The following is a 22,804-nucleotide window of genomic DNA, read 5'->3' on the forward strand; positions in this document are numbered from 1 at the left end:
TGCTTCCGCGACTCCCCCGTTTGCCCACCACACCTGCCACCTTGGGGGCGTCGGCACGCTCGCGAAAGATCTTAAGGAAATATTGAGTTTTGCGGCCCCTCTTGGGTTTTTGGCCGTTGCTCCTCCGCGTGTCCGTGGGTGCCGCTACTCTGTAACCGTACTTTGACGCCCATTCTTTCCCGCGTTTCTAGGAGCCACCATGCCTGCACCGTTTGACCCCCATCCGCTGCTCCAGGAATACGCGCACCCTGAGCGCCTGGTTTCTGCAGCGTGGCTGAGCGCGCGCCTGGGCACGCCGGGACTGAAGGTGGTGGAGTCCAATGAAGATTCGTTGCTGTATGACATCGGCCATATCCCCGGCGCCATGCGTATTGACTGGTTCAAGGATCTCAACGACGCCACGATCCGCGATTACATTACCGGCGAGGATTTTGCCCGCCTGATGAGCGAGAAGGGCATTTCCCGCGACGACACCGTGGTGGTCTATGGCGACAAGTCCAACTGGTGGGCGGCGTTCACCCTGTGGATCTTCGACATCTTCGGCCATGAGGACGTCCGCCTACTCAACGGCGGCCGCGACGCCTGGATGGCCGAGGAACGCGACACCTCCTACGCCGTCCCCGAACTCCCCCGCACCGATTACCCCGTTCCAACACGCAATGACGCCACCGCGCGCATCTATGTTGACGAGCTGCGCGCCAAGCTCGATGAGTTCAAGCTTATCGACGTGCGCGAGGCGGCAGAGTTCCAAGGCACTGCCGCGCCTACGGGCGAAGGCGAAGTTTCCCCCTCTTCAGGGGTATTGCGCCACGGCCATATCCCAGGAGCGGTGAACATCCTGTGGAGCCAAGCGGTACACCCGAACGCCCGTTTCCGCTCCCGGGAGGAGCTGGAGGAGATTTACAAGGACTTCCTGGGCCCGGAGGAGGCCGTGGTGTACTGCCACATCGGCGAGCGCGCTGCGCACACCTGGTTTGCCCTGAAATACCTGTTGGGCAAGGAAAATGTACGCGTGTACGACGGCTCCTGGGCCGAGTGGGGCAATATGACCCGCATGCCAATTGAGACAGGCGAATGAGCCAGGTCACCCCCGCGTAGGGTAGGCAGGAATACTTGAACAGCGTTTAGTTTGTGTCCTGAAAAGCCGCGATTCAAAAGGTCGCGGCTTTTTGCTTTCTTTGCTTTGGATTTATGTAAGAATGTTCCTGCTACGTCCTTCGTGCAGCAACGCGAGGGATTTATCTTGAACAAACTCACATCACTTGCGGTGGTTTTCAAAGTTTGCAAACTTGCACCCCCGAGCCAACGAAAGCCGGGGAACTTTTGTGCAAGAAACTGTGGACTTTCCGCCCAAGCGCCACAACGAACCAGGAGAGCTTTCAGTGTCTGTGGAAACTAGGAAGATTACTAAGGTCCTCATTGCAAACCGCGGCGAGATCGCAATTCGCGTCATCCGCGCGGCCCGTGACGCAGGCATTGCCAGCGTTGCGGTCTATGCAGAGCCAGACGCAGACGCGCCATTCGTCTCCCTCGCCGATGAGGCATTTGCCCTTGGTGGTCAGAACTCTGCCGAGTCCTACCTTGTGATCGACAAGATCTTGGACGCCGCAAAGAAGTCCGGTGCGGACGCAATCCACCCAGGCTACGGCTTCCTTTCCGAGAACGCCGACTTTGCACAGGCAGTGATCGACGCCGGCCTCATCTGGATCGGCCCTTCCCCACAGTCCATCCGCGATCTTGGCGACAAGGTGACCGCACGCCACATCGCACTGCGCGCAGACGCCCCGATGGCACCTGGCACCAAGGAGCCGGTGAAGAATGCCGACGAGGTTGTGGCATTCGCCGAAGAGCACGGCCTGCCAATCGCCATCAAGGCTGCATTCGGTGGCGGTGGCCGCGGCATGAAGGTTGCCTACAAGATGGAAGAAGTTGCGGAGTTGTACGAGTCCGCAACCCGTGAAGCTGTTGCCGCCTTCGGCCGCGGCGAGTGCTTCGTGGAGCGCTACCTGGACAAGGCACGCCACGTGGAGTGCCAGGTGCTCGCTGACCAACACGGCAACGTGATCGTTGCCGGAACCCGCGACTGCTCCCTGCAGCGCCGCTTCCAAAAGCTCGTTGAGGAGGCACCAGCGCCATTCCTCACCGACGAGCAGCGCAAGTCCCTGCACGATTCCGCCAAGCGCATCTGCCGCGAGGCTGGCTACTACGGCGCAGGCACCGTGGAGTACCTGGTTGGTTCCGACGGCCTGATCTCCTTCCTCGAGGTGAACACCCGCCTGCAGGTGGAGCACCCAGTCACCGAGGCCACCACCGGCCTGGACCTGGTGCGCGAGCAGTTCCGCATCGCTGAAGGCGCAGAGCTGCACATCAAGGAAGACCCAACCCCACGCGGCCACGCCTTTGAATTCCGCATCAACGGCGAGGACGCCGGCTCCAACTTCATGCCTGCACCAGGCAAGGTAACCAAGTACATCGAGCCAGCAGGCCCAGGCGTGCGCATGGACTCCGGCATCGTGGAAGGCTCCGTCATCGGCGGTCAGTTCGACTCCATGCTCGCCAAGCTCATCGTCTTCGGCGAAACCCGCGAGGAGGCGCTGCAGCGCTCCCGCCGCGCACTCGGCGAGTACGTAGTGGAGGGCATGCCAACCGTCATCCCATTCCACCGCCACATCGTGGAGAACCCTGCATTCGTTGGTGACGGCGAAAAGTTCGACGTCTACACCAAGTGGATCGAGGAGGAGTGGGAGAACCCAATCCCAGCCTACGTTGACCCTGCAGAGGCCGACGAAGAAGAGGCAGCAACCCCGAACCAGAAGGTCATCGTGGAAATCGACGGCCGCCGCGTAGAAATTGCTCTCCCAGGCGACCTCGCCCTCGGTGGCGGCGCGGGCGCCGTGAAGAAGAAGGCCAAGAAGCGCCGCTCCGGTGGCGCCAAGGCGGGCGTTTCCGGCGACACCGTTGCAGCCCCAATGCAGGGCACCGTGATCAAGGTGAACGTTGAAGACGGCGCCGAGGTCAATGAGGGTGACGTGGTTGTGGTCCTGGAGGCCATGAAGATGGAAAACCCAGTGAAGGCTCACAAGTCCGGCAAGGTGGAGGGCCTCGCCGTCGCCGCTGGCGAGGGCGTGACCAAGGGCCAGGCACTGCTTGACATCAAGTAAGGCTCACTAGCTGGCCTCGCTGGCCCAGCTGGCTAGGCTGAATAGAAAGGGGCTTCGGCCCCTTTTTTCATGCCTTTGGAGCTCACCCTTCCAAACCAGGCAGCTCCCGCAAGGGCGCGTCGCTGCGATCCCCCGCCAGGCGCTTCACCACGTTTTCGGCTGAGATGAGGCACATAGGCACGCCTACTCCGGGCACGGTGGTTCCCCCGGCAAAGTACAACCCCGCCACCTTTGAGTCATTACGTCCGCGCAGCATCGCGGACTGCCGCAAGGTGTGCGCGGGCCCAATCGCCCCGGCGCGATACGAGTGGTAACGCTGCGCAAAGTCTGCCGGCCCAATGCTGAAGCTACAGGTGATGCGTTCGCGGAAATCCTTGATTCCCAACCAGGCGCCGATCTGCTCAATGGCTTGGTCGGCGATCGCTGCCACCTCAGGGCTTTGGGTGCCATAGGCGTTGCCGTGCCCCAGGGTTTCGTCGGCACGCGTAGGCACCAGGACAAAGAGATTCTCGTGGCCTTTGGGGGCCACGTTGGGGTCGGTGGCTGAGGTTTTGGAAATGTACAGCGACCTCGAAGCCTTCTGTTTCCCATCACCGAACACCGCCTGGAAATCCGGGCCCCAGTCTTCAGAGAACAGCAAGGTATGGTGCGTGAGCTGCGGCAGTGAGCCTCGCACGCCGAGGAGCAGCAGCACCGCCGAGATTCCCGGCTCCTTGGACTCTTTGGGGACCTTGGAGCCCTTGGAGTGCTTGTCGGCCGCACGCACCACCCCGGAATCCGCAGCGGTTCCCGGGAGCAGCGTCTTGGTGTGCTCCACGTCCGCGCAGCTCACCACCACATCCGCGCGGAGCTGCTTCTGCGCCGTCTCCACGCCGATAGCGCGCCCGTCTTCCACCGTGATTGCGCACACCTCCTGCCCAAGCAGAAACTCCACTCCAGCGTTGCGAGCTTGGCGGGCGATCGCCTCCACCACCGCCCGGAACCCGCCCATCGGGTAGCGCACACCCTGCACCAGATCCGTGTGACTCATCAGCGAGTACAACGCCGGTGCCCGCCCCGGAGAGGTAGACAAAAACACCGCCGGATAGCTCAGCACCTGCCGCAACACCGGGTGGGCAAACTGCGCAGCGACGTGCCGTTCCAGACTGTTCAGCAGCAGCCGGCCCAGCAGCCCCACGTTGCGCAGGATCGCCGGGTTGAGGAAGTTCGCCGTGCGCGCAAAGTTGGTGTAGAGGAAATGCCGCAGCGCAAGCTGGTAAAGCTTCTCGGCCTGCTCAAGGTAGGCACGCACCTTCTCCCCCGCCCCAGGTTCCAGGGATTCAAAAAGCTTTTCGACGTGCCCAAGGCCCGAGGTCACCTGGGCAACTCGGCCCTGCTCGTTGCACACAGTGTAGGCCGGGGCGAGTTCCACAAGGTCAAGCTCGGCGGCGGTGCTGGTGCCGCAGAGTTCAAAAAAGTGGTCAAAGGCTTCTGGCATGAGATACCAGGACGGGCCGGTGTCCCAGCGGAACCCCTCATGGGCAAAACTGCCCGCGCGCCCGCCTAGCTCCTCGAGCTTGTCAATCACGGTGACTTGCATGCCACTGCGTGCAAGCAACGCCGAAGTTGCCAGTCCCGCGATACCCGCGCCAATCACCACTGCGTGCCGAGCCATTGCGCACACCTTTCTTCGGTTTTGATTTCCTACTTCGATTTCGGATGCAGCGTTGTGCGCGCAACCGCCCGTGCAACGATGAACGCCTTGGCAGCACCCGGCACCCGCCGCCGAACCTCCTGTGGTTGTTCCACCTTCTCCAAGAGGTGTTCATAAAGTTCTGTTGCCGCGGCGACCCCGTAGCGCGCCTGCGCGGGAAGCAACGTGATTGCGGCTTTGGCGTGCGCCAGATCCTCGCGTGCCTGCGTTGCGAGCTCGCGGTGGCTGGCTGCGTCGGCAATGTAATGCCTGCCGAGCTGCTGCTGGTCAAAGGATGCGTCGCGCAGGAAGTTCACCTTTTGGAAGGCCGCGCCGAGGCTGCGTGCGCCGCGTTCCAGCAACTCGCGTTGCACTGGGGTGACGCTATGGCCGCGCAGGAAGATTTTCAGGCACATCAGGCCGATGACTTCCGCGGAGCCGTAGATGTAGCGGCTCAGCTCCTCGGCAGTGAAGCCGCGCGGGGTGAGGTCGGTGTGCATGGCGGAGAAGAACGCCTCCACCTCGTGTACTTGGAAGTCGCAGCGCCTGGCCGTGAGCGCGTAGGCGTGGAGGATGGGGTCGGTGTGGAAACGGTGCTTTGGCGCGTCAAGGACTTTCTTGCGGTAGCGTTCCAGCAGTTCGCTGGGCGTGTGGCTGGCTTGCGCCTGGGCGTTGTGGGCCTGGGTGCTCCGGGCCTGGGTGGCAGTGCCGTCTACGATCTCGTCTGCAATGCGCACCATCGCGTAGAGGTTGCGGATGTCTTGGCGGATCGGGGCGGAAAGCAGCCTGGTTGCGGCGGAGAAGCTCGTGGAATACCCTGCGATCACTTGAGCCGCGGCGCGCTGTGCGGTGCGATCATAGCGTGCGAGCAGCGCCCCTTTTGGGGTTGGCTTGTGGGTGTGCTCGCGCGCCATGTGACCTCCTTTTTTGCGCATCCAATTATGGTACACCGCACGCTGAGAAGCCTCGCCCACCAAGAACTAAACAGCGTTCAACTCCGTGAATTACGATGGTGGACATGGAACCAACCGAAATCAACGGCGGGCGCTTCTACGCGCGCCCCATCCACACCGACGAACGCATCGACGACCGCCCCGCCCTCGCAGCCCTCCAAAACGAGCTTGGCCGCAAGATCGACCCCGAGCGCGCCCGCGACTGGAACCCCGACACCGAAACCGACACCAGCAGCGGGAGCAGCTACGCCGCGTGGGCGGTGTGCGAGCAAACGAACGTGGAGATGATCGCCTTTGCAGAACTCAACGAAGGCACGCTGAGCATCACCCCGATCGGCGATCCGCAGCGCGTCCTGCCCAACGACCCGGTGCTCCCACCAAAAACCCCTGCCGACGCAGCCAGCGAGATCCGGGGACCGATCACTCGCTGGGCTCGCGCGCAGGGGCTCGAGGTGCGGGACTAACTGGTTGGCGCCTACTCGATCACGAGGAGAAGGTCGCCACCTTCAACCTTGGTTGGCTGGGTGAGCACCACGCGGGCCACCTTGCCGTCCTTGGTTGCGGAGATCGATGCCTCCATCTTCATCGCCTCAATCACGGCAACTTCCTCACCGGTCTTGACCTCCTGGCCCACCTCCACGGTTGGGGTAACCACACCGGCGAACGGCGCAGCCACATGGCCTGGGGTGTTCGGATCGGCCTTCTCCGCGGAGGCAGTGACGGACTCCACCGAGGTATCGCGCACCAAGATCGGGCGGATCTGACCATTGACGTTGCACACCACGTTGCGCATGCCCTTGGCGTCCGGCTCGCCCACAGCGTCCAGGCGCACGATCATTGGCACGTTGGAATCAGCGGTCTTGATCACCGTCTCCTGGCCTTCCACCAGGCCATAAAGGAACTCGGCATCGCCAAGCGCGGTGGTGTCACCGAACTTCCGGCGGTGCTCCGCAAACTCCTTCGCCGGCGCCGGGAAGAGCAGGCGATCCAGTGTGGCGCGCACGGTCTCGGGGTTCCGCAGCGCCTCCTCATCCTCCTTGGCCAGCGGCGCCAGGGAATCACGCGACTCCTTACGCCCAGCCAGCGCCTTGTTGCGCAGCTCCTCTGGCCAACCACCGGGAGGGGTGCCCAGCTCGCCGCGGAGGAAGGCAATCACAGAATCGGGGATGTCATACTTCTGCGGGTCCGCCGCGAAGTCCTTAGGGTCCACGCCCGCGCCCACCAGGTACAGCGCGAGGTCACCGACCACCTTGGAGGAAGGCGTCACCTTAGTTGGGCGGCCGAGCATCTCATTCACCGCGGCGTAGTTGTCCTCGATGAGCTCAAAGCGATCCGCCAAACCCAGCGCGGTTGCCTGCGCACGGAGGTTGGAAAGCTGCCCACCTGGGATTTCATGGTGGTACACGCGCCCGGTTGGGCCAGGGGCGCCAGACTCGAACGGCGCGTACAGCTTGCGCACGGCCTCCCAGTACGGCTCCAGGGAACCCACCGCATCCAGGGAAAGGCCGGTGTCACGGTAGGTGTTGGCAAAGGCGGCAACGATCGCGGACAGCGAAGGCTGGGAGGTGGTGCCGGAAAGCGGTGCCGACGCACCATCCACGGCGTCAGCCCCTGCGTTCGCCGCTGCCCAGTAGGTGGCGAGCTGCCCACCGGCAGTGTCATGGGTATGCACATGCACGGGGAGGTCAAAGTTCCGGCGCAGCTCGGTCACCAGCTTGGCGGCGGCCTGCGGTTTCATCAACCCAGCCATGTCCTTGATAGCCAAGATGTGAGCGCCAGAGGAAACGATCTGCTCCGCCAGCTTCAGGTAGTAATCCAGGGTGTAGAGCTTCTCGCCTGGGTCCGTGAGGTCACCGGAGTAGGCCATGGCTACTTCGGCTACGGCGGTGTTGGTTGCCAGCACCGCATCGATGGCCGGGCGCATTTGGGAGACGTCATTGAGGGCGTCGAAGATGCGGAAGATGTCCACACCGGAACGCGCCGCCTCATTCACGAATGCGTTGCACACGGAATCTGGGTACGGGGTGTATCCCACGGTGTTTCGGCCGCGCAGCAACATCTGAATGTTGATGTTCGGCATCGCCTCGCGCAGCTCATCGAGACGGGCCCAGGGATCTTCGTGGAGGAAACGCAGGGCCACGTCGTACGTTGCCCCACCCCAAGCCTCCACGGAGAGCAACTGTGGCGTCAGGTGTGCTACATGGCGGGCGGCATCCACCAACGTGTTGGAGCGCACGCGGGTGGCCAGCAGCGACTGGTGGGCGTCGCGGAACGTGGTGTCCGTAACGGCGAGGGCATCTTGCGCGCGCAGTGCCTTGGCGAACTCCGCTGGCCCCTTCTGCAGCAGTAGGTCACGCGAACCACGAGGGAGGGAGGCAGGCACCTCGGCCGGCAGCTTCTCCACCGGATTGACCACCGCTGGGCGGGTGCCGTGTGGCTTGTTCACGGTGATGTCGGCGAGGTAGTCCAGGATGCGGCCCTGCTCATCGTCGGCCGGTGGTGCCTGAAGCAGCCATGGGTGTTCGGCGATGAAGCCGGTGGAGATGCGCTTGGTTTGGAAGTCCTCCTCGCGCAGCAACGCGCGCAGGAAGCCAATGTTGGTGGCCACGCCGGACACGGTAAACTCGGCGAGCGCACGCTGGGCACGGTTCACGGCCGTTTGGAAATCCACGCCGCGGCAGGTGAGTTTCACCAGCATCGAGTCAAAGTTCGGGGTGATCTCACCGCCCAGGGAGGCCGCACCGTCCAAGCGCACGCCCGCGCCACCCGGGCTGCGGTACGCGGTGATGGTGCCGGTGTCTGGGCGGAAACCGTTGGAGGGATCCTCCGTGGTGATGCGGCATTGCAGCGCCGCGCCCTCGGTGTGGATGGATTCCTGGGTGAGGCCCAGCTCCTTCAGGGTGGCGCCGGCGGCGATCTGGATCTGCGACTTCACCAAGTCCACCTGCGTGACCTCTTCCGTCACGGTGTGCTCCACCTGGATGCGAGGGTTCATCTCAATGAACACGTAGTTGCCGGCCTCGTCCACTAGGAACTCCACGGTGCCTGCGCCCTGGTAGCCGATGTGGCGGGCAAAGTCCACGGCGGACTGGCAAATCTTCTCGCGCAGTTCGGGGTCAAGGTGCTGTGCAGGGGCGATCTCCACCACCTTTTGGTGGCGGCGCTGCAGGGAGCAATCACGTTCGTAGAGGTGGATCACGTCACCGGTGGCATCGGCAAGGATCTGCACCTCGATGTGCTGCGGGTTGAGCACGGCGCGCTCCACGTACACGCGGCCGTCGCCGAACGCGGCCTCGGCCTCGCGGGAGGCCTCAGCGGCGAGCTTTTCCAGCACCTCCGGGGATTCCACAAAGCGCATGCCACGCCCGCCACCACCAGCTACGGCCTTCACGAACACCGGGAAGACTTGGTCTTTTGCCAGCTCAGCGAGCTCTGCTGGGTCTGAGGTGGCCTTGGTTTCGGTGAGGGTAGGCAGGCCGGCCTCACGGGCTGCGGCAACGGCAGCTGCTTTGTCACCAGTGAGCTGCAGCACCGAGGGCGGTGGGCCGATGAAGGTCAGGCCGTTTTCTGCACACTCGCGAGCCAGTTGGGCGTTTTCAGAAAGGAAGCCGTAGCCGGGGTAAACCGCATCAGCGCGGGTGAGTTTGGCGGCACGGATGATCTCATCAATGTCCAGATATGCTTTGACGGCCGAGCCACCCTCGCCGATCAACACCGCCTCAGAAGCAAAAGAACGGTGGAAGGAGTTGCGGTCCTCCTTTGGGTAGACAGCAACTGTGGAAGCGCCTGTTTCAAAAGCGGCGCGGAATGCGCGCACCGCGATCTCGCCGCGGTTTGCAACCAGGATTTTGGAAAAACCGGTGTGACTGTTCATGTGTTCCTATCCCTTCCTCCAAGAAAAGGAGGTCTGTGTTCTCTACCCACAAAACTTAGACTATGTGAGCTATATCGCGCGCCCTCGCCCCCTGAAATACTGTGGTATTGATTGAGATTTTTGTGGGTTTCAAGGCGGGCAGCTCCACAAAACTCCTGGTTATTGATTTAAACAAACACAAATGGGCATAAGCAAAAATTTTTACGGTTGGAGTGGAAAGTAGGATCTCAGCGGGCACGCCAGGGCGCTCGCAAGCCCAACCCAAAACAAATCCCCACGGGCCGGAACCTGATTTCTCAGTACCAACCCGTGGGGAGTAGTCCACAGAGCCGCAGCGTACAAAGCCGCAGCGCTTAGGCGTCACTCGAGGTCGTCGTGCTGCACGAGCTGACGCGCCGCCTCCGTGATGGAGCCGGAAAGCGAAGGGTACACCGCAAAGGTATTGGCAAGGTCCTCCACGGTAAGGCGGTTGGTCACGGCCACCGCGATGGGCAGGATCAGCTCAGATGCCGTGGGGGCAACCACCACGCCGCCGATGATGATGCCGGAGTTCTTCCGGCAGAAGATCTTGACAAAACCGTGGCGCAGGGAGCGCATCTTTGCACGCGGGTTGGTTTCCAGCGGCAGCGTAATGCTTCGGGCCGCCACTTCCCCGGAAAGCACCTGTGCGTGGGTTACGCCAACGGCCGCGATCTCGGGGCGGGTGAACACGGCGGTTGCCACCGTCTTCAAACGCAGTGGGCTCACGCCCTCACCAAGGGCGTGGTACATCGCGATGCGCCCCTGCATCGCAGCCACGGAAGCCAAGGGGAAGAGGTCAGTGCAGTCACCGCCGGCGTACACACCGGTCACGTTTGTGCGGGAAACTCGGTCCACCTTGATGTGGCCAGATTCGGTGGTGGCAATGCCCACCTTTTCCAGGCCCAGGTTGGAGGTGTTCGGCACGGAGCCCACGGTCATCAGGGCGTGGGAGCCAAAGATTTCGCGGCCGTCGGCGGTGCGCACGCACACCCCTCCGTCCTCGGTGCGGGTGACAGTATCCACACGGGCGTGCTTTTCCAGGGAGACGCCGCGCTCAGACAGCACGGTTTCCAGGGTGTCGGCTGCGTCGGCATCATCGTGCGGGAGGATTCGGTCGCGGGAGGCAACCATCGTCACCTTCACGCCCAGCTCCGCGAAGGCGGAAACGAACTCAGCGCCCGTCACGCCGGAGCCCACCACGATGAGGTGTTCTGGCAGCTCGGTGATGTCGTAGATCTGGCGCCAGGTGAGAATGCGCTCGCCGTCTGGCTGTGCCCCCGGCAGGATGCGCGGAGTAGCACCGGTGGCCACGAGCACCAACTCACACTCAATGGTCTCCACGGTGCCGTCGGCATGCTCTGCCTTGATGTAGTGCAGCGTTTGCTTCACGGAGTAGTCGTCAAAGGAACCGCGGCCGTTGATCACGCGGATGCCTGCGCGCTCCATGGACGCCAGAATGTCCGAAGACTGCTGGTGCGCCAAGGCTTGCACGCGATGGTTCATGGCCTCAATGTGCAGGCGCACCTCATTAATGCCCTCCCCCAGGCCCATGTCATCGGCGCGGCGAAGGTCGGTTTTAATGTTGGCTGCTGCGATGAAAGATTTCGACGGTACGCAGTCGTTGACCACCGCCGCACCGCCCATACCGCGATCCTCAATCAGCGTCACCTCCGCGCCGTACTTCGCGCCGGTCAAGGCTGCCTCGTAGCCCGCCGGGCCACCGCCGATGATTACAATGCGAGTCAAAATTCCTCCAGTATGGGTGTGCTGTATGGGAGAGTTGCTTGGGTGTTCGGGCGCAAAAAGCGCACGCCAAACTGTATTCTAACGCACACCAAAGCCACATCGCAGGCGGGTTAGGCCTGTACGAACACCGCGTCAGATTCGTTGTACCGGGAAACTACTTGCCCGAACAGGTTCACGCCCACGCTGAGGCAACGCACATCGGCGCGCATATCCGCCTGATGCAGATCCCCCGGGGTGCCCTGGCCGTCCCAGCAGCCCAAACGCGCCATCGAGCCCGGCACATGCTCCAGATACCAGGAGAAGTCCTCCCCGCCAGAGGACTGCTGCGCCTGGATGACAACGTGGGGTCCAAGCGCGCGTGCGGCGTCCGCGAGTACGGCCGTGGCGACGTCGTCATTGAGCACCGGCGGGACGCCACGAGTGTATGTGATCGTGAACTCCGCGCCCGTGGGGGCAAGCACCTGCGCCACGAGTTCCTCGAGCAGAGGCTGGATGCGGCGCCACACGGAGATGTCTGCGGTGCGAATGGTGCCGGTAACGAAGCCGCTTTCCGGGATGGCGTTGGAGGCGTGGCCCGCGGAAATTTGGCCAAACACCATCACTGTTGCGGTGCGCGGGTCCACCCGGCGCGAAAGCAGCCCCGGCAAGTCCGTGACCAGCTTGGACAGCGCGTACACTACGTCCACCGTGAGGTGCGGGCGCGAGCTGTGGCCGCCGGGGCCGTGGACGTCGATGCGAATGACATCGCCAGCGGAGGTGATCGCGCCGGTACGCACGCCCACCTGCCCCACCTTGAGCTTTGGCTCAGCATGCACCGCGAAAATGTTGGTCACGCCCTCCAAGGCGCCGAAGCTGATGACCTCCGGCGCGCCGCCGTCCATGACCTCCTCCGCGGGTTGGAAAATCACCCGTACACCCACGTTGAGGTCGGCGCTTGCGAGGGCGCAGGCGGTGGCGAGCGCCACGGTGATGTGGACGTCGTGCCCGCAGGCATGCATCACACCGGGGACCTGCGAGGCGTGCTCGTGCTCGTGCTCGTGGATTGGCAGGGCGTCAATATCCGCGCGGATTGCCACCCGCTCCCCTTCCGGCCCGATGTCCACCATGAGACCGGTGGTGGGAAACAGCGTGGGGTTCAGGCCGTAGCTGCGCAGTGTGCTTGCGATGAACTCGGTGGTCTGGAACTCCATGTGGGAAAGCTCCGGGTGCGCGTGAAGGTGCCGAAACCACCCAAGCACCTCCTGTTGATGCTGCTCACACCAAGCCTGCACATGCTCCGCCACCGAAGTGCTCAATTCACGCATCCCCTTTCAAAATCCTTTGCCAATACTACTGCCTTCACCCCAAATACCCCAATGAGCTGCACATTCCACATTTCACAGATTCATTGCGAGCGTTCCGACGCCCAGCGCGCGCTAACCAGGGCACCAGGGCCATCGCGGGAGGTTGGGGGGTTGTTGCTACGCTTGGGATCGTTAACCCTTAATGATTGCCCCTGATGATTTTGCTTGGGAGACTTCCATGACCCTCACCTTTGGAACCGCAGGCATGCGTGCACCCGTGGGGCCCGCCCTGCATCAGATCAACGTGGGGCAAGTGACCAGGATCTGCGCCGCCGTGGCGGTGTGGCTGGCCAAGGAAGCCGCGGCCTCGCCGCACGCCCACCCTGCGGTGTACCCGCAGGATTCTGGTGTGAGCATTGGCTCGGCGTTCAATGAGGAAGCGGCTCTGCGCGTGGTGGTGGGATACGACGCCCGCTACGGCTCCCACGTGTTTGCCACCACCGCCGCCGAGGTGCTCGCCGGCGCCGGCTTCGAGGTGTTCCTCATGCCCACGGCAACGCCCACCCAATTCATCCCATGGCTCATCAAAGACTGGGAATTGGACGGCGGCATCCAAATCACCGCCTCCCACAACCCCAGCTCAGACAACGGCATCAAGGTGTATATGGCGAACGGGCGCCAGCTCACCACCGCTGGTGCAAGGGAAATCGAGGCTTTTCTGCGCAAAGTGGAAGACCCAGTAGAGGTGCCAAGGGTGCCTATCAGGCCGTGCGCCGACCAGCAGCGTCGGTATGTAGACGCCATTGCCGCGCTCACCCTGCCCGAGCAAGCGGACCTACTGCGGGTGAACTCGGAGCGCGCGAATATCCGAATCGCCTTCACCGCGATGCACGGCGTAGGCGGGCGAACCCTCGAGGCGGCCTTCGAGGCGGCCGGCTTTGCCCAAGTGTTCCCCGTTCTTTCGCAGCTCCACCCGGACCCCACCTTCCCCACCGTGGACTTCCCCAACCCCGAAGAACCCGAGGCCGTAGCGCAGCTGCTGCAGTGGGGTGAGGCGATCGAAGCCGACGTGCTCATCGCCCTCGACCCCGACGCCGACCGCTGCGCCGTGGGCATCCGCAACAACGACGGCGCCCTCAAAATGCTGCGAGGCGACGATACCGGCGCGCTGCTGGCCACCCGGCTCGTCCCGGAGTTCACAGGGGGCGCTGGAAGTGATGGGAATGATGGGAATGAGCCGCCGATTGTTGCCACCACGCAGGTCTCTTCCCAACTGCTGAAGGAAATCGCTAAGGAAAAGGGCTGGGACTACCGCGAAACACCCACCGGCTTTAAGAACCTCATGAACGCAGCCGGTGAACGCACCGTGGCCTACGCCTGCGAGGAAGCGGTTGGTATCGCGCCCGCGCCGCACCTGGTGGATGACAAAGACGGCATCGCAACCGCGATCATCATCTGCAGTTGGGCCGCAGAGCTCAAAGCATTGGGCATTACGCTGGGTGACAAGCTCGACGAACTCCACCGCATCCACGGTGTGTACACCGGCGCCCAAGTGTCCACGCGAACCAACGACCCCCAAGGGCTGATCGCCCCGTGGATCAACGAGCCACCTACGCAGCTCGCCGGAGTCCCGATGAAGGCCACCACACTGCCCGATAGTCGAGGCGTGCTCCTCAACGGCTGCACCCCGCAAGGCGAGGTCCGCGTAATCGCGCGCTCCTCTGGCACCGAACTCAAAGCCAAGGTGTACGTGGAAATTTCCAAAGCCCAAAACCGGGAGGCAGCCGAAGCGCTGCTGGAAGACATCACCGAGGCCGTTCAGGGCAGGATGCGCCAGCTCTAAGCGTTATTCGCCGTGTGGCTCAGCGTCTTTGGCTGGCTTTGTGGGCTTGGTTGATTTCGCCGCTCCTGTTGCCTTGCTGGCCTTTTTCGCTTTTGCCGGGCCGTTTTTCCGCTTGTCCTGCTTGTGGTCGATCGCCGCCATGTCCTCCGCGGCGTGCGTCAAGCGCACTTGGGAACGCTCCGCATCTGGCCAGGCGACCTCCACGTTGAGCACCTTCGTACTCTTGCAGCGGTCTTTCACCGGGAACGTCGCCCCTGGCAGCAGCACCACCGGGGGCACCTCCAGGGCCTGCGCGAGCGCGTACACGGTGGAAAGGCGCGGGTCCGCGGGTGCGAGACTGTTGTTGTCATTACGTTCCAGGTTGGAGATCTGGTTGCGGCTTAGCCCCGCGAGTTCCGCCAGCATCTCCTGGCTCAGGCCACGCATCTTGCGCAGCGCCTTGAGTCGTTGCGCCAGTTCATACCCATAGCTTGCCCAATGCATTGGTCGTTTATCCATGTGTCCACCTTGGCAACCCGGCTCTAGATTTTCTACCGGTACACGCCAAACATATTTGGCAGACAGGCGGACGCGGTGACGTCGGTACGCGAAAGCAGCCCTCAGCGCGAGGGACGGCGCCAGGCTTCGCCTCCCCTATGCGCTAGAAATTCTCCCCTCAATTGGGGCAACCGCTGGACGTGGCGCTAGTTGGTCACGCTGCCGTCGTGAACATTGATGTTGCGGGGGCCGTAGAGGCGGTCTCCTGCGTCGCCCAAACCGGGAACGATGTAAGCATCCTCGTTGAGCTGCGGGTCCACTGTAGCGGTGACCAGGCGGACAGGCAGGCCGGAGTTCGCCAGCGCATCCACGCCTTCCTGGGCAGACACCATGCAGATGGCAGTGATGTCCGTGGCTCCGCGCGCGGCGAGCAGGCGAATCGAATGCAGCAGCGAGCCGCCCGTAGCGAGCATTGGATCCACCACAAACACGGTGCGCCCAGAAAGATCCTCAGGCAGCGCCTCCAGGTACGGGACGGGCTCATGCGTTTCCTCATCACGCGCAATGCCAATGAATCCCACCTGCGCGTCCGGGATCATGGACAGCGCGGGATCCACCATTCCCAACCCGGCGCGGATGACCGGTACCACGATCGGCGGGTCCTGTAGCCGCGCACCTTGCGCCGTTGCCACCGGGGTGGCCACGTCAAAGTGCTCAATTGCGAGGTCACGGGAGGCTTCATAGACGAGCATTGCGCCCAAGTCTGCGAGCGCTGCGCGGAACCCAGCGTTGTCTGTACGGGCATCACGCATGATGGTCAGGCGGGCGGCGGCCAGAGGGTGATCAACGATTCTTACATCCATGCCCATCATCGTAGCTTTCCCCCCGGACACGGACCCCCTTTTGCCCCTGTGACCTTTGATGATGCAGGAAATTTGCGCTTCATGGAACCGTTTGGGCCGCGCAACAGTCCAATAATGGTATGAGCCAACACACTTCACTCCAGCTCGACCCGCAACACACCACCAAGCTTATCGACGCCCTCCGCGCCGAAGCCGCCAACGTCCCAGAGGCTCGTTGGGCTCCAGGGGACCTGGCGCCGGCGGCGCAGGCGTTCATCGAGGCCTTCAATGCCTGTTCAGACACCCTCGCGCGGCGCGGCGCTGAATTGTGCGAACAAGCCGAAGACCTCGCGCAAAGCAGCCGGGCCAGCCTCAGAGACATTGAGGCTACTGACCGCGGCCTGGGCAACCAACTGGGTGCGTTGCCCACCGGGCTGGGGGCGCCATGATAGATCTCACCGGTTTCGTGCGCGGTGTGTTGGCCCTGCTCCCCAACCCGAACCCCGCAGCCCAGCTCACCTTGCCGCACGCCCCGCACTTCCCCAGCGCGGAGGCCGTAGCCCAGCAATTCGGTGCAACCGCAGCCCCTCTCACCGCTGCCACCCAAGCGCTCGAGCGGGACCGTGCCCGCGCCGAAGCCGTGCTCCCCCAGGCGCTTGTGGAGTTCGACCGCCTGCGTGGGGCGCTGGGTGGGCTTGCGCAGGACTTCCTCGGTGAAGTGGCCGCCCTTGCCCCACAATTGATCACCACCAACCCGGCCTCCTTCATGGCCGTCCAGGCGCAGCTTTCACATTTGCCGGAAAAGTACATGCAACTGGCGTACGCACAGGTGGATCAAAGCGCCAGCAACCTGCAGCACGCCACCGCGACTCTGCAGGAGGTGGCTGCCACCAGCAACAACACCCCCAACCAGCACGCCCCTGCACCACCCGCGCCCACTTCAGCCGGGGAGAAAGCAGTGGCCGCGGCCCGCAGCGCGCTCGGCGTGCCGTACCAATGGGGTGGCACTACCCTCGAGGGCTTCGACTGCTCAGGCCTCACCCAATGGGCGTGGCGCCAAGCCGGCGTGGAACTACCCAGGCTCGCCGAACACCAAAACGTTGGCCGGCAAGTGAGCGTGAACGAACTCATCCCCGGCGACCTGCTGGTGTGGGACGGGCACGTAGCCATGTACGCCGGCGATGGCCAAATCATTGAAGCTGGCAGCCCCGTTCAAACCAACCCCCTGCGCACAACAAATATGGGCATGGCGTTCAAAGGCTACTTCCGGCCCACCGGTTAGCGTCGGTTAGCGGCGGGTTTGTTGCATTTAGGGTGGTTTAAGGTCACGGCCAATTCGCGCTAACATGTTGCCTTATGGAAAACAAAGGCATCGTACCTGTCTCACTTTCGCTGCCAAGCGGCGACTACTACACCCTGTGGGCCCCAAAGTGGCGCGAACACGGCGCCGAGTGGCAAGCCTTCCTGGGCTCAGACGATGACCTCTACCTCTTCCCCTCCGCAGCACACCTGTTGGTGTTCCTAGAGTCTGGCGCGAAGCACGACCTCACCACCCACCCTAAGTGGGGCGCCTTCGAGTCCAACGGCGCGAACCGCGTTGTCCCACGCCACCACTATGACCTGGTGGGTGTCCCCGGCATGCTCGCCGGCCGCCCGAGCCACGAAAACGTCTCCGGCGTAGCCCGCGCGCTCAACCTCTGCCGCTCACTCGGCGAGGTCACCGGCAACACCACCAGCCAAATGTTCTTCGCTTCCCACTCCATCCTGGCCAACCCCAACCGCGGCACCGACCACTTCGCCGGCGACCAAGGCCTTCAGGAATGGTCCGCCATCGGCCGCGTCATCCTGAGCAACTACAAAGAGGTGCTCGATTCCTTCAACGCCACCACCACCGAAGTAGACGAATCGCTTCTCGACGCCGCCCAGGCGCGCATCGACGAGGCGGAGGCGTCGGCGCGCGCTGCCCGCGAGGAGGAGGAAGCGCGAAAGAAGCAGGCCGCGGAGGCGTCGGATCCCTATGACTCCACCCCTTGGGCCGCCGCGGGCATTGACCCCATCAAGATCCACATCGACGGGCGCACCCTCTACACCCTGCGCACCTACATCGAGGCGCAGCCAGTGTTCCTGGGTAAGTTCGGACAGATTTTCACCTTCAATTCCTCCAAAGCCATGCTGCGCTGGCTCGAGCACGAGGATCACGACCTCGCCAAAGTGGCCACCTGGGAAGACCTCATGGTGCACATCAACGCCGGCGAGCTCGAAGTGACGGTCCACCCAGACAACGTCTACTCCTTCAACGGCATCGCCAAGGCCATCGAGCAAGGCATCGACGCCGTGGACACCGACCAAATGGCCCGCGCCTACGAACTGCTCGCCGACGCGGCCGACTGGGCGCAAGACGACTCCCTCAACGCCTACTTCCTGGCCAACCCCCGCATGCAGGACTACATCTCCTACATGCTCGGCTCCAACCGCGCCACCGGCTACACCCCCACCCCGCCGTTCATCGAGCACGCAGAAGCATGGAAGGAGCTCGAGTCCATGCTCACCGCGCGCTTCAGCAAGTTCTAACCAGTAATTTCTAAGCGCGCGGCTGCCTAAGCGCGCGGCTGCAAATCCTCCGGATCGATCCCCAGCTCCGCGAGCAACAGTGGGTCGATCTCACCGAGCTCTTGGCTTTCTTGGGCGTCTGTGACGTCCGGGGCTTCTTGTTGCTCGGCCTGCGGATTCTCATCTGTGAACTGCGCAAACATCGGCCACACCACCTCCTGCTCCAACCGCGCGCGCAGCGGGGCCGGCAGCAAGCTGGACTGGAGCGTCGAGACGGTCCACGCGAACACCTCATCGAGGCCAATTTCTAGGCTCTCCGCGAGGTCGGCGATGAGGGCCGCATCGAAGCCCGCAACCGCAACACGGAACCCAAGCTTGTCCAGCAACTCGATGGGGTGATCGGCCAACGCCTCGATGGCGCCCTCCGTCACATCCGCGCGCGGGTCACACACCACCGGGATTCCGCGGTCACGAACCCACGCCGAAAGCGGCCCCGGCACAAGGTCATCAGTGAGCTGGAAATCATCAAACAGCGCGGTGGCCTGGGTGATGTACGGCGTACCGACGCGAACCTGCTCCGCAATCGGGCCGCGCAGCATCACTGGCACCAACTGCTCACGAAGCCGCGCGGCGAGGCCCGCGTCGACGGTACACCCGCCCACCACGAACGGCTTGCCCAGATCATCCACCGCGTCCGGCGACGCATCCAGGTCCACCACCAACCCCACCGTCGTCTTCGCCTCCTGGGCCGCGGCCACAGCCTCGTCGACGCGGCCTGAAACGATGTGCTCGATGTAGACAACGGGCTCGCCTTCGACGCGGGCTAGGACTTCCTTCAATTCGCCCGTGGTGTGCAGCAGCACCTTGGGCACAAGATCGATGACCTCAGGGGTGAGCGTTTTGAAATCTGCGGTGAAAATCGGGGTGTTATACATAGCTCACAGCGTAGACCCGTGCACCATCATTGGTATGAAACCTCTGATCGTCGCCTGCGGCCTCGCGCTCTCAACGACGCTTTCCGCCATCCCCGCGCAGGCCGCGCTCACCACCACAGCCACCTCCACAGCCTCCACCACAGCACAGGCCACCCCCACCTCCTCTTTCGCTGCCCCGTTCACCTCTGGCTCGTGGCTGGTATTCAACATTGACACCGGCGAGATCATCGCCGAGCAGGCCCCGAACACTCACTTCGACCCGGCCACCCTCATCAACGTCACCCTCATCCTCGCGGCCCTCGAGGAACTCGACCCCACCTCAGAGCTCACCATCGCCGCCCCAGGCGAGCGCCCCATGCTGGTCCAGGGGCAGGCATATTCGGTGATTGAGCTCGTCGGCGCGCTCCTGCACACCGACGCCACCGACGCCGCCCTAGCCCTCCAAGCCGCCATCGAACCCGACGCCCAACAAAACATCCTCGAACGCGTAGGTGCCACCAACACCACCCTCGGCGCGAACCCCCGAACCACGGCCCACGACCTCGCGCTGCTCTACCGCTACGCCTTCCGCCTCCCGGCGTACATGCAAATCTTCTCCAGCCCCAGCGTGCAAATCACCACCACCGAAGGCACCACCCTCATCAGCAACAGCAACGCCTACTTCCTCTCCGACCCCGACTCCCTCGGCGGCACCGCAGGACTCAGCGACGGCCTCTACGCCTTCGCGGGAGCACAGCGTTCCGACGCGCGCCTGGGCGTGGTCATGCTCGGCGTCGACCCCGCCGTCACCATGCCCTCGTACCAAGCGATGGAACTCTTCGCCGCCGCGCAGGGGCAAGCTCCGACGGGCGTACTGGAAGCACCCGCAGTGGAGGAGGTAGAGGTGTCAATCCCCGAAATGGAAACGCCATCCTCCCCCGTCCCGTGGTTGGGCTTGGGGGCGATGGCGTTGGTGGTCCTGGGAGCTGCAACCTGGTGGTTGCAGCGGAGGCTACCTGCGTAGGCGGCGGTCCTTGATATCGCGCACCCGGATGATCGCCGGGGCGGGGACGTCTTGGCGCGCTATCGCGAGGGCTTCGTCGGTGGTCGCGGCCCATGCGGAGGCGTACATGACGATGCGCCAGATCAGGTAGAGCACCACCATCAGGCCGATGATCGGACCGAAGGCTGCACCCGCGGGGTTGGACAGCGCGTTGGCAAAGAAGACCGCACCGAGTTGCTTCACAACCTCAAAGGCCACCGCGCAGATCAAGGCCGCTTTCACGGCCGCGCGCATTGGTACTTCGCCACGGGGGAGGAATTTCATGAACCACCAGGCCACGGCAAAGTTGGCGAGCAGCGCCACGGCGAGGCTGAGCAGGAACGTCAGGATGAAGATGCCGGGGACTTCGTCGAGGTTGAAGAACTCTAGGATGGCCTGCAATACGTTGGATGAGCCGAGGGCGGTGGCGGCGGCTGCAAGTGCGAAGGCCACCAGCAGGCCCACGAGGCCGAGGAGGTCGCGGAGCTTTGTCACCACAAAGTTGCCCTCGTTGACTGGGTACTTCCACATCTTGGACACGCCGTAGCGCAGGTTGTTCATCCATGCGAGCCCGGACCACAGCGCGGTCAGACCACCGATGCCGAACATTGCGGTGCGTTGCTCGATGGCCGCGTCGAGGATGCTGTTGAGCGTTTCACCCAGCGAGCCGTCCACTGCCGCGACGATTTGGTCCTTGATCTCTTGGAGCAAATCGGGGCGGTTGTTCAGCACGGTTGCCGCCACCGCGAATGCCAGCATCAGCAGAGGGAACATGGACAGCACGGAGAAGTAGGTGATGCCCGCGGAATACTGATTTCCGCCCTCGGTGCCAAAGCGTTCCTGCATCCGCATGATGTGGTCGAACCACCCCCACTTTGCCCGGAGCTTGTCCAGCATGGTGGGTTCGTCGGCGTGCACGCGCTCGATGCCGTGTTCGTCGACCTTGTCCTTGTCAGCTCGCGTCGATGTAGCCACGGATGCCTTTCTCTTAGAAAATCAATGCTTCTACGATATGAAGAATCCGGCGCTCGGGGGAAATTGAGCACCGGATTCTTGCAAGATCGTTGCAAAAGCGTTACGCCAGCTTTGGCAGGAAACCAATGTTCTTGTACGCATCAGCGAGCGTTTTGGAAGCCACCTCGCGGGCGCGCTCGGCACCTCGGGCCAGTACCCTCTCCAACTCGGCTCGGTCCGACATGTAGAAATCAAACTTCTCCTGCAGCGGGGTGACGAATGCTTCGAGAGCGTCCGCCGTGTCCGCCTTCAGCGCGCCGTACCCCTGGCCCGCATAGCCCGCGACGAGCGCGTCGATAGGCGTGCCGGTGAGCGCCGACTGAATGACCAGCAGATTGGACACACCGGGTTTGTTCTCTTTGTCGTAGCGGATTTCCGCTTCGTTGTCGGTGACGGCCGAGCGGATGCGCTTCGCGGAGACCTTGGGGTCATCCAGCAGGTTGATGAGGCCCTTGGGGTTCTCCCCAGACTTGCTCATTTTTGAGGTGGGGTCCTGCAGGTCGTAAATCTTTGCCGAGCCTTCAGGGATGAAGCCCTCGGGCACCACGAAGGTCTTTTTGAAGCGCGAGTTGAAGCGCTCCGCGAGGGTTCGCGTGAGTTCGAGGTGCTGGCGCTGGTCCTCGCCCACGGGAACGACGTGCGGGCGGTACAACAAGATGTCCGCCGCCATCAACATGGGGTAGGTGAACAGGCCCGCGGAGGTGCGGTCAGCGCCGCGCTTTGCAGACTTGTCCTTGAACTGCGTCATGCGGCTCGCCTCACCGAAGCCGGTGAGACAGGTGAGAACCCAGCCGAGTTCCGCGTGCTCAGGGACGTGCGACTGTACAAACAAGGTGGAACGCTCGGGGTCGATGCCGAGCGCGAGAAGCTGCGCGGCGCCTGCAATCGTGCGCTGGCGCAACTCCTTGGGATCCTGATCCACGGTGATCGCATGCAGGTCAGGGATGAAATAGAACGCCTCGAACTTATCCTGCAGGTCAATCCACTGCTTCAACGCACCAAGGTAATTTCCCAAGTGGTAGGAGTCGGCGGTGGGCTGGATGCCCGAAAGAACACGTTTCGGAGAATCTGCAGAAGATTGGATGGCAGTCATGCATGCCATCCTATCGCAGGCGCGCGCCTTCACAGCGCTCGAGTGTTTGGGCGCCGGGAGGGGCTGCTACTGGGTGCGTGGCTTCTCACCGAACAGGAACTGCAACGACGCCACCACACTCGCGCCGCCGATACCCATCAACAGCGCGCCGAGCAACGCGTTGACGTCGTGAGCGCCAAGCAGAAGGAAGGAAAGGCCGAACAAAACGGCACCGAGTACCAAAAGAATGATGCCCTTAACGCGCATGAAAAGCTCCTTGATTTGTGGGACGGCACGGCAGTGCCTACGTTCTGACCGCTTACTTTATCAACCTTCGCCA

19 protein-coding genes are annotated in these 22,804 nt (G+C 63.0%); 8 read left to right on the forward strand and 11 right to left on the reverse strand.

Annotated elements, in window-relative coordinates:
• The first annotated feature begins 199 nt into the window (after positions 1 to 199).
• Positions 200 to 1,078 carry a sulfurtransferase gene (locus NQ050_RS03165; protein WP_257037819.1) on the forward strand — a complete coding sequence of 293 codons (879 nt, stop codon included), beginning with the start codon at positions 200 to 202 and terminating at the stop codon, positions 1,076 to 1,078.
• 304 nt (positions 1,079 to 1,382) lie between these two features.
• Positions 1,383 to 3,161 carry an acetyl/propionyl/methylcrotonyl-CoA carboxylase subunit alpha gene (locus NQ050_RS03170; RefSeq protein WP_257037820.1) on the forward strand — a complete coding sequence of 593 codons (1,779 nt, stop codon included), beginning with the start codon at positions 1,383 to 1,385 and terminating at the stop codon, positions 3,159 to 3,161.
• 82 nt (positions 3,162 to 3,243) lie between these two features.
• Here the strand turns inward: NQ050_RS03170 and crtI are convergent, their stop codons facing one another.
• Positions 3,244 to 4,815, reverse strand: a complete 1,572-nt coding sequence (gene crtI, locus NQ050_RS03175) for a phytoene desaturase family protein (RefSeq protein ID WP_257037821.1) — start codon at positions 4,813 to 4,815, stop codon at positions 3,244 to 3,246.
• A 29-nt stretch (positions 4,816 to 4,844) separates the two neighbouring features.
• Positions 4,845 to 5,747, reverse strand: coding sequence for a squalene/phytoene synthase family protein (locus tag NQ050_RS03180; RefSeq protein WP_257037822.1), 903 nt, complete (start codon positions 5,745 to 5,747; stop codon positions 4,845 to 4,847).
• A gap of 104 nt (positions 5,748 to 5,851) precedes the next feature.
• Between NQ050_RS03180 and NQ050_RS03185 the strand changes: the two genes are divergently transcribed.
• On the forward strand, positions 5,852 to 6,250 hold the full coding sequence (locus NQ050_RS03185) for a hypothetical protein (protein WP_257037823.1): 399 nt from the start codon (positions 5,852 to 5,854) through the stop codon (positions 6,248 to 6,250).
• An 11-nt stretch (positions 6,251 to 6,261) separates the two neighbouring features.
• On the opposite strand, the gene NQ050_RS03190 is transcribed toward NQ050_RS03185, so the two are convergent.
• The 3 genes from NQ050_RS03190 to NQ050_RS03200 form a co-directional block, all read right to left on the reverse strand.
• Positions 6,262 to 9,660, reverse strand: coding sequence for a pyruvate carboxylase (locus tag NQ050_RS03190; protein WP_257037824.1), 3,399 nt, complete (start codon positions 9,658 to 9,660; stop codon positions 6,262 to 6,264).
• A gap of 360 nt (positions 9,661 to 10,020) precedes the next feature.
• Positions 10,021 to 11,427, reverse strand: a complete 1,407-nt coding sequence (locus NQ050_RS03195) for an NAD(P)H-quinone dehydrogenase (RefSeq protein ID WP_257037825.1) — start codon at positions 11,425 to 11,427, stop codon at positions 10,021 to 10,023.
• A gap of 110 nt (positions 11,428 to 11,537) precedes the next feature.
• Positions 11,538 to 12,722, reverse strand: a complete 1,185-nt coding sequence (locus NQ050_RS03200; RefSeq protein WP_257037906.1) for an amidohydrolase — start codon at positions 12,720 to 12,722, stop codon at positions 11,538 to 11,540.
• A 226-nt stretch (positions 12,723 to 12,948) separates the two neighbouring features.
• Here NQ050_RS03200 and NQ050_RS03205 point away from each other — a divergent pair, with 226 nt between their 5' ends.
• Positions 12,949 to 14,553 carry a phospho-sugar mutase gene (locus NQ050_RS03205; protein ID WP_257037826.1) on the forward strand — a complete coding sequence of 535 codons (1,605 nt, stop codon included), beginning with the start codon at positions 12,949 to 12,951 and terminating at the stop codon, positions 14,551 to 14,553.
• A gap of 3 nt (positions 14,554 to 14,556) precedes the next feature.
• On the opposite strand, the gene NQ050_RS03210 is transcribed toward NQ050_RS03205, so the two are convergent.
• Both NQ050_RS03210 and upp read right to left on the reverse strand, forming a co-directional pair.
• The gene (locus NQ050_RS03210) at positions 14,557 to 15,051 is read right to left on the reverse strand and encodes a helix-turn-helix domain-containing protein (RefSeq protein ID WP_257037827.1); all 495 of its coding nucleotides are present in this window, start codon (positions 15,049 to 15,051) and stop codon (positions 14,557 to 14,559) included.
• A gap of 185 nt (positions 15,052 to 15,236) precedes the next feature.
• Positions 15,237 to 15,893, reverse strand: coding sequence for a uracil phosphoribosyltransferase (upp, locus tag NQ050_RS03215; RefSeq protein WP_257037828.1), 657 nt, complete (start codon positions 15,891 to 15,893; stop codon positions 15,237 to 15,239).
• 119 nt (positions 15,894 to 16,012) lie between these two features.
• Between upp and NQ050_RS03220 the strand changes: the two genes are divergently transcribed.
• From NQ050_RS03220 to NQ050_RS03230, 3 genes are all read left to right on the forward strand, one after another.
• Positions 16,013 to 16,321 carry a hypothetical protein gene (locus NQ050_RS03220; protein WP_257037829.1) on the forward strand — a complete coding sequence of 103 codons (309 nt, stop codon included), beginning with the start codon at positions 16,013 to 16,015 and terminating at the stop codon, positions 16,319 to 16,321.
• Positions 16,318 to 17,154 (forward strand): C40 family peptidase, encoded by an 837-nt coding sequence (locus tag NQ050_RS03225; RefSeq protein WP_257037830.1) that lies wholly within the window; start codon positions 16,318 to 16,320, stop codon positions 17,152 to 17,154. Before NQ050_RS03220 ends, NQ050_RS03225 begins: the two co-directional genes overlap by 4 nt.
• Positions 17,155 to 17,228: 74 nt before the next feature.
• Positions 17,229 to 18,443, forward strand: a complete 1,215-nt coding sequence (locus NQ050_RS03230) for a hypothetical protein (protein ID WP_257037831.1) — start codon at positions 17,229 to 17,231, stop codon at positions 18,441 to 18,443.
• Between the two features lie 26 nt (positions 18,444 to 18,469).
• Here NQ050_RS03230 and NQ050_RS03235 read toward each other — a convergent pair whose 3' ends face one another.
• Positions 18,470 to 19,357 carry a hypothetical protein gene (locus NQ050_RS03235; protein WP_257037832.1) on the reverse strand — a complete coding sequence of 296 codons (888 nt, stop codon included), beginning with the start codon at positions 19,355 to 19,357 and terminating at the stop codon, positions 18,470 to 18,472.
• Positions 19,358 to 19,391: 34 nt separating this feature from the next.
• Here NQ050_RS03235 and NQ050_RS03240 point away from each other — a divergent pair, with 34 nt between their 5' ends.
• Positions 19,392 to 20,360: a hypothetical protein gene (locus NQ050_RS03240; RefSeq protein WP_257037833.1), complete on the forward strand. Its 969-nt coding sequence runs from the start codon at positions 19,392 to 19,394 to the stop codon at positions 20,358 to 20,360.
• Here the strand turns inward: NQ050_RS03240 and NQ050_RS03245 are convergent.
• The 3 genes from NQ050_RS03245 to NQ050_RS03255 form a co-directional block, all read right to left on the reverse strand.
• Positions 20,349 to 21,353: a YhjD/YihY/BrkB family envelope integrity protein gene (locus tag NQ050_RS03245; RefSeq protein WP_257037834.1), complete on the reverse strand. Its 1,005-nt coding sequence runs from the start codon at positions 21,351 to 21,353 to the stop codon at positions 20,349 to 20,351. The genes NQ050_RS03240 and NQ050_RS03245 overlap by 12 nt on opposite strands.
• Positions 21,354 to 21,453: 100 nt before the next feature.
• A complete protein-coding gene (gene trpS, locus NQ050_RS03250; protein WP_373456393.1) occupies positions 21,454 to 22,494 on the reverse strand; it encodes a tryptophan--tRNA ligase in 1,041 nt (346 codons plus the stop codon).
• Between the two features lie 57 nt (positions 22,495 to 22,551).
• Positions 22,552 to 22,731, reverse strand: coding sequence for a hypothetical protein (locus tag NQ050_RS03255; RefSeq protein WP_257037836.1), 180 nt, complete (start codon positions 22,729 to 22,731; stop codon positions 22,552 to 22,554).
• Between the last annotated feature and the right edge of the window lie 73 nt (positions 22,732 to 22,804).

The organism is Corynebacterium sp. 122RC1 (assembly GCF_024580955.1).
Classification (GTDB): Bacteria; Actinomycetota; Actinomycetes; order Mycobacteriales; family Mycobacteriaceae; genus Corynebacterium; species Corynebacterium kozikiae.

Excerpts from the sequence above, each read along its gene's own strand:
- NQ050_RS03205 (WP_257037826.1), top strand. The coding sequence starts at position 12,949 with ATGACCCTCACCTTTGGAACCGCAGGCATGCGTGCACCCGTGGGGCCC.
- crtI (WP_257037821.1), bottom strand. The coding sequence starts at position 4,815 with ATGGCTCGGCACGCAGTGGTGATTGGCGCGGGTATCGCGGGACTGGCA.
- NQ050_RS03165 (WP_257037819.1), top strand. The coding sequence starts at position 200 with ATGCCTGCACCGTTTGACCCCCATCCGCTGCTCCAGGAATACGCGCAC.
- NQ050_RS03185 (WP_257037823.1), top strand. The coding sequence starts at position 5,852 with ATGGAACCAACCGAAATCAACGGCGGGCGCTTCTACGCGCGCCCCATC.
- NQ050_RS03230 (WP_257037831.1), top strand. The coding sequence starts at position 17,229 with ATGGAAAACAAAGGCATCGTACCTGTCTCACTTTCGCTGCCAAGCGGC.
- NQ050_RS03225 (WP_257037830.1), top strand. The coding sequence starts at position 16,318 with ATGATAGATCTCACCGGTTTCGTGCGCGGTGTGTTGGCCCTGCTCCCC.
- upp (WP_257037828.1), bottom strand. The coding sequence starts at position 15,893 with ATGGATGTAAGAATCGTTGATCACCCTCTGGCCGCCGCCCGCCTGACC.
- NQ050_RS03190 (WP_257037824.1), bottom strand. The coding sequence starts at position 9,660 with ATGAACAGTCACACCGGTTTTTCCAAAATCCTGGTTGCAAACCGCGGC.
- NQ050_RS03210 (WP_257037827.1), bottom strand. The coding sequence starts at position 15,051 with ATGGATAAACGACCAATGCATTGGGCAAGCTATGGGTATGAACTGGCG.
- NQ050_RS03240 (WP_257037833.1), top strand. The coding sequence starts at position 19,392 with ATGAAACCTCTGATCGTCGCCTGCGGCCTCGCGCTCTCAACGACGCTT.
- NQ050_RS03220 (WP_257037829.1), top strand. The coding sequence starts at position 16,013 with ATGAGCCAACACACTTCACTCCAGCTCGACCCGCAACACACCACCAAG.
- NQ050_RS03180 (WP_257037822.1), bottom strand. The coding sequence starts at position 5,747 with ATGGCGCGCGAGCACACCCACAAGCCAACCCCAAAAGGGGCGCTGCTC.
- trpS (WP_373456393.1), bottom strand. The coding sequence starts at position 22,494 with ATGGCATGCATGACTGCCATCCAATCTTCTGCAGATTCTCCGAAACGT.
- NQ050_RS03255 (WP_257037836.1), bottom strand. The coding sequence starts at position 22,731 with ATGCGCGTTAAGGGCATCATTCTTTTGGTACTCGGTGCCGTTTTGTTC.
- NQ050_RS03235 (WP_257037832.1), bottom strand. The coding sequence starts at position 19,357 with ATGTATAACACCCCGATTTTCACCGCAGATTTCAAAACGCTCACCCCT.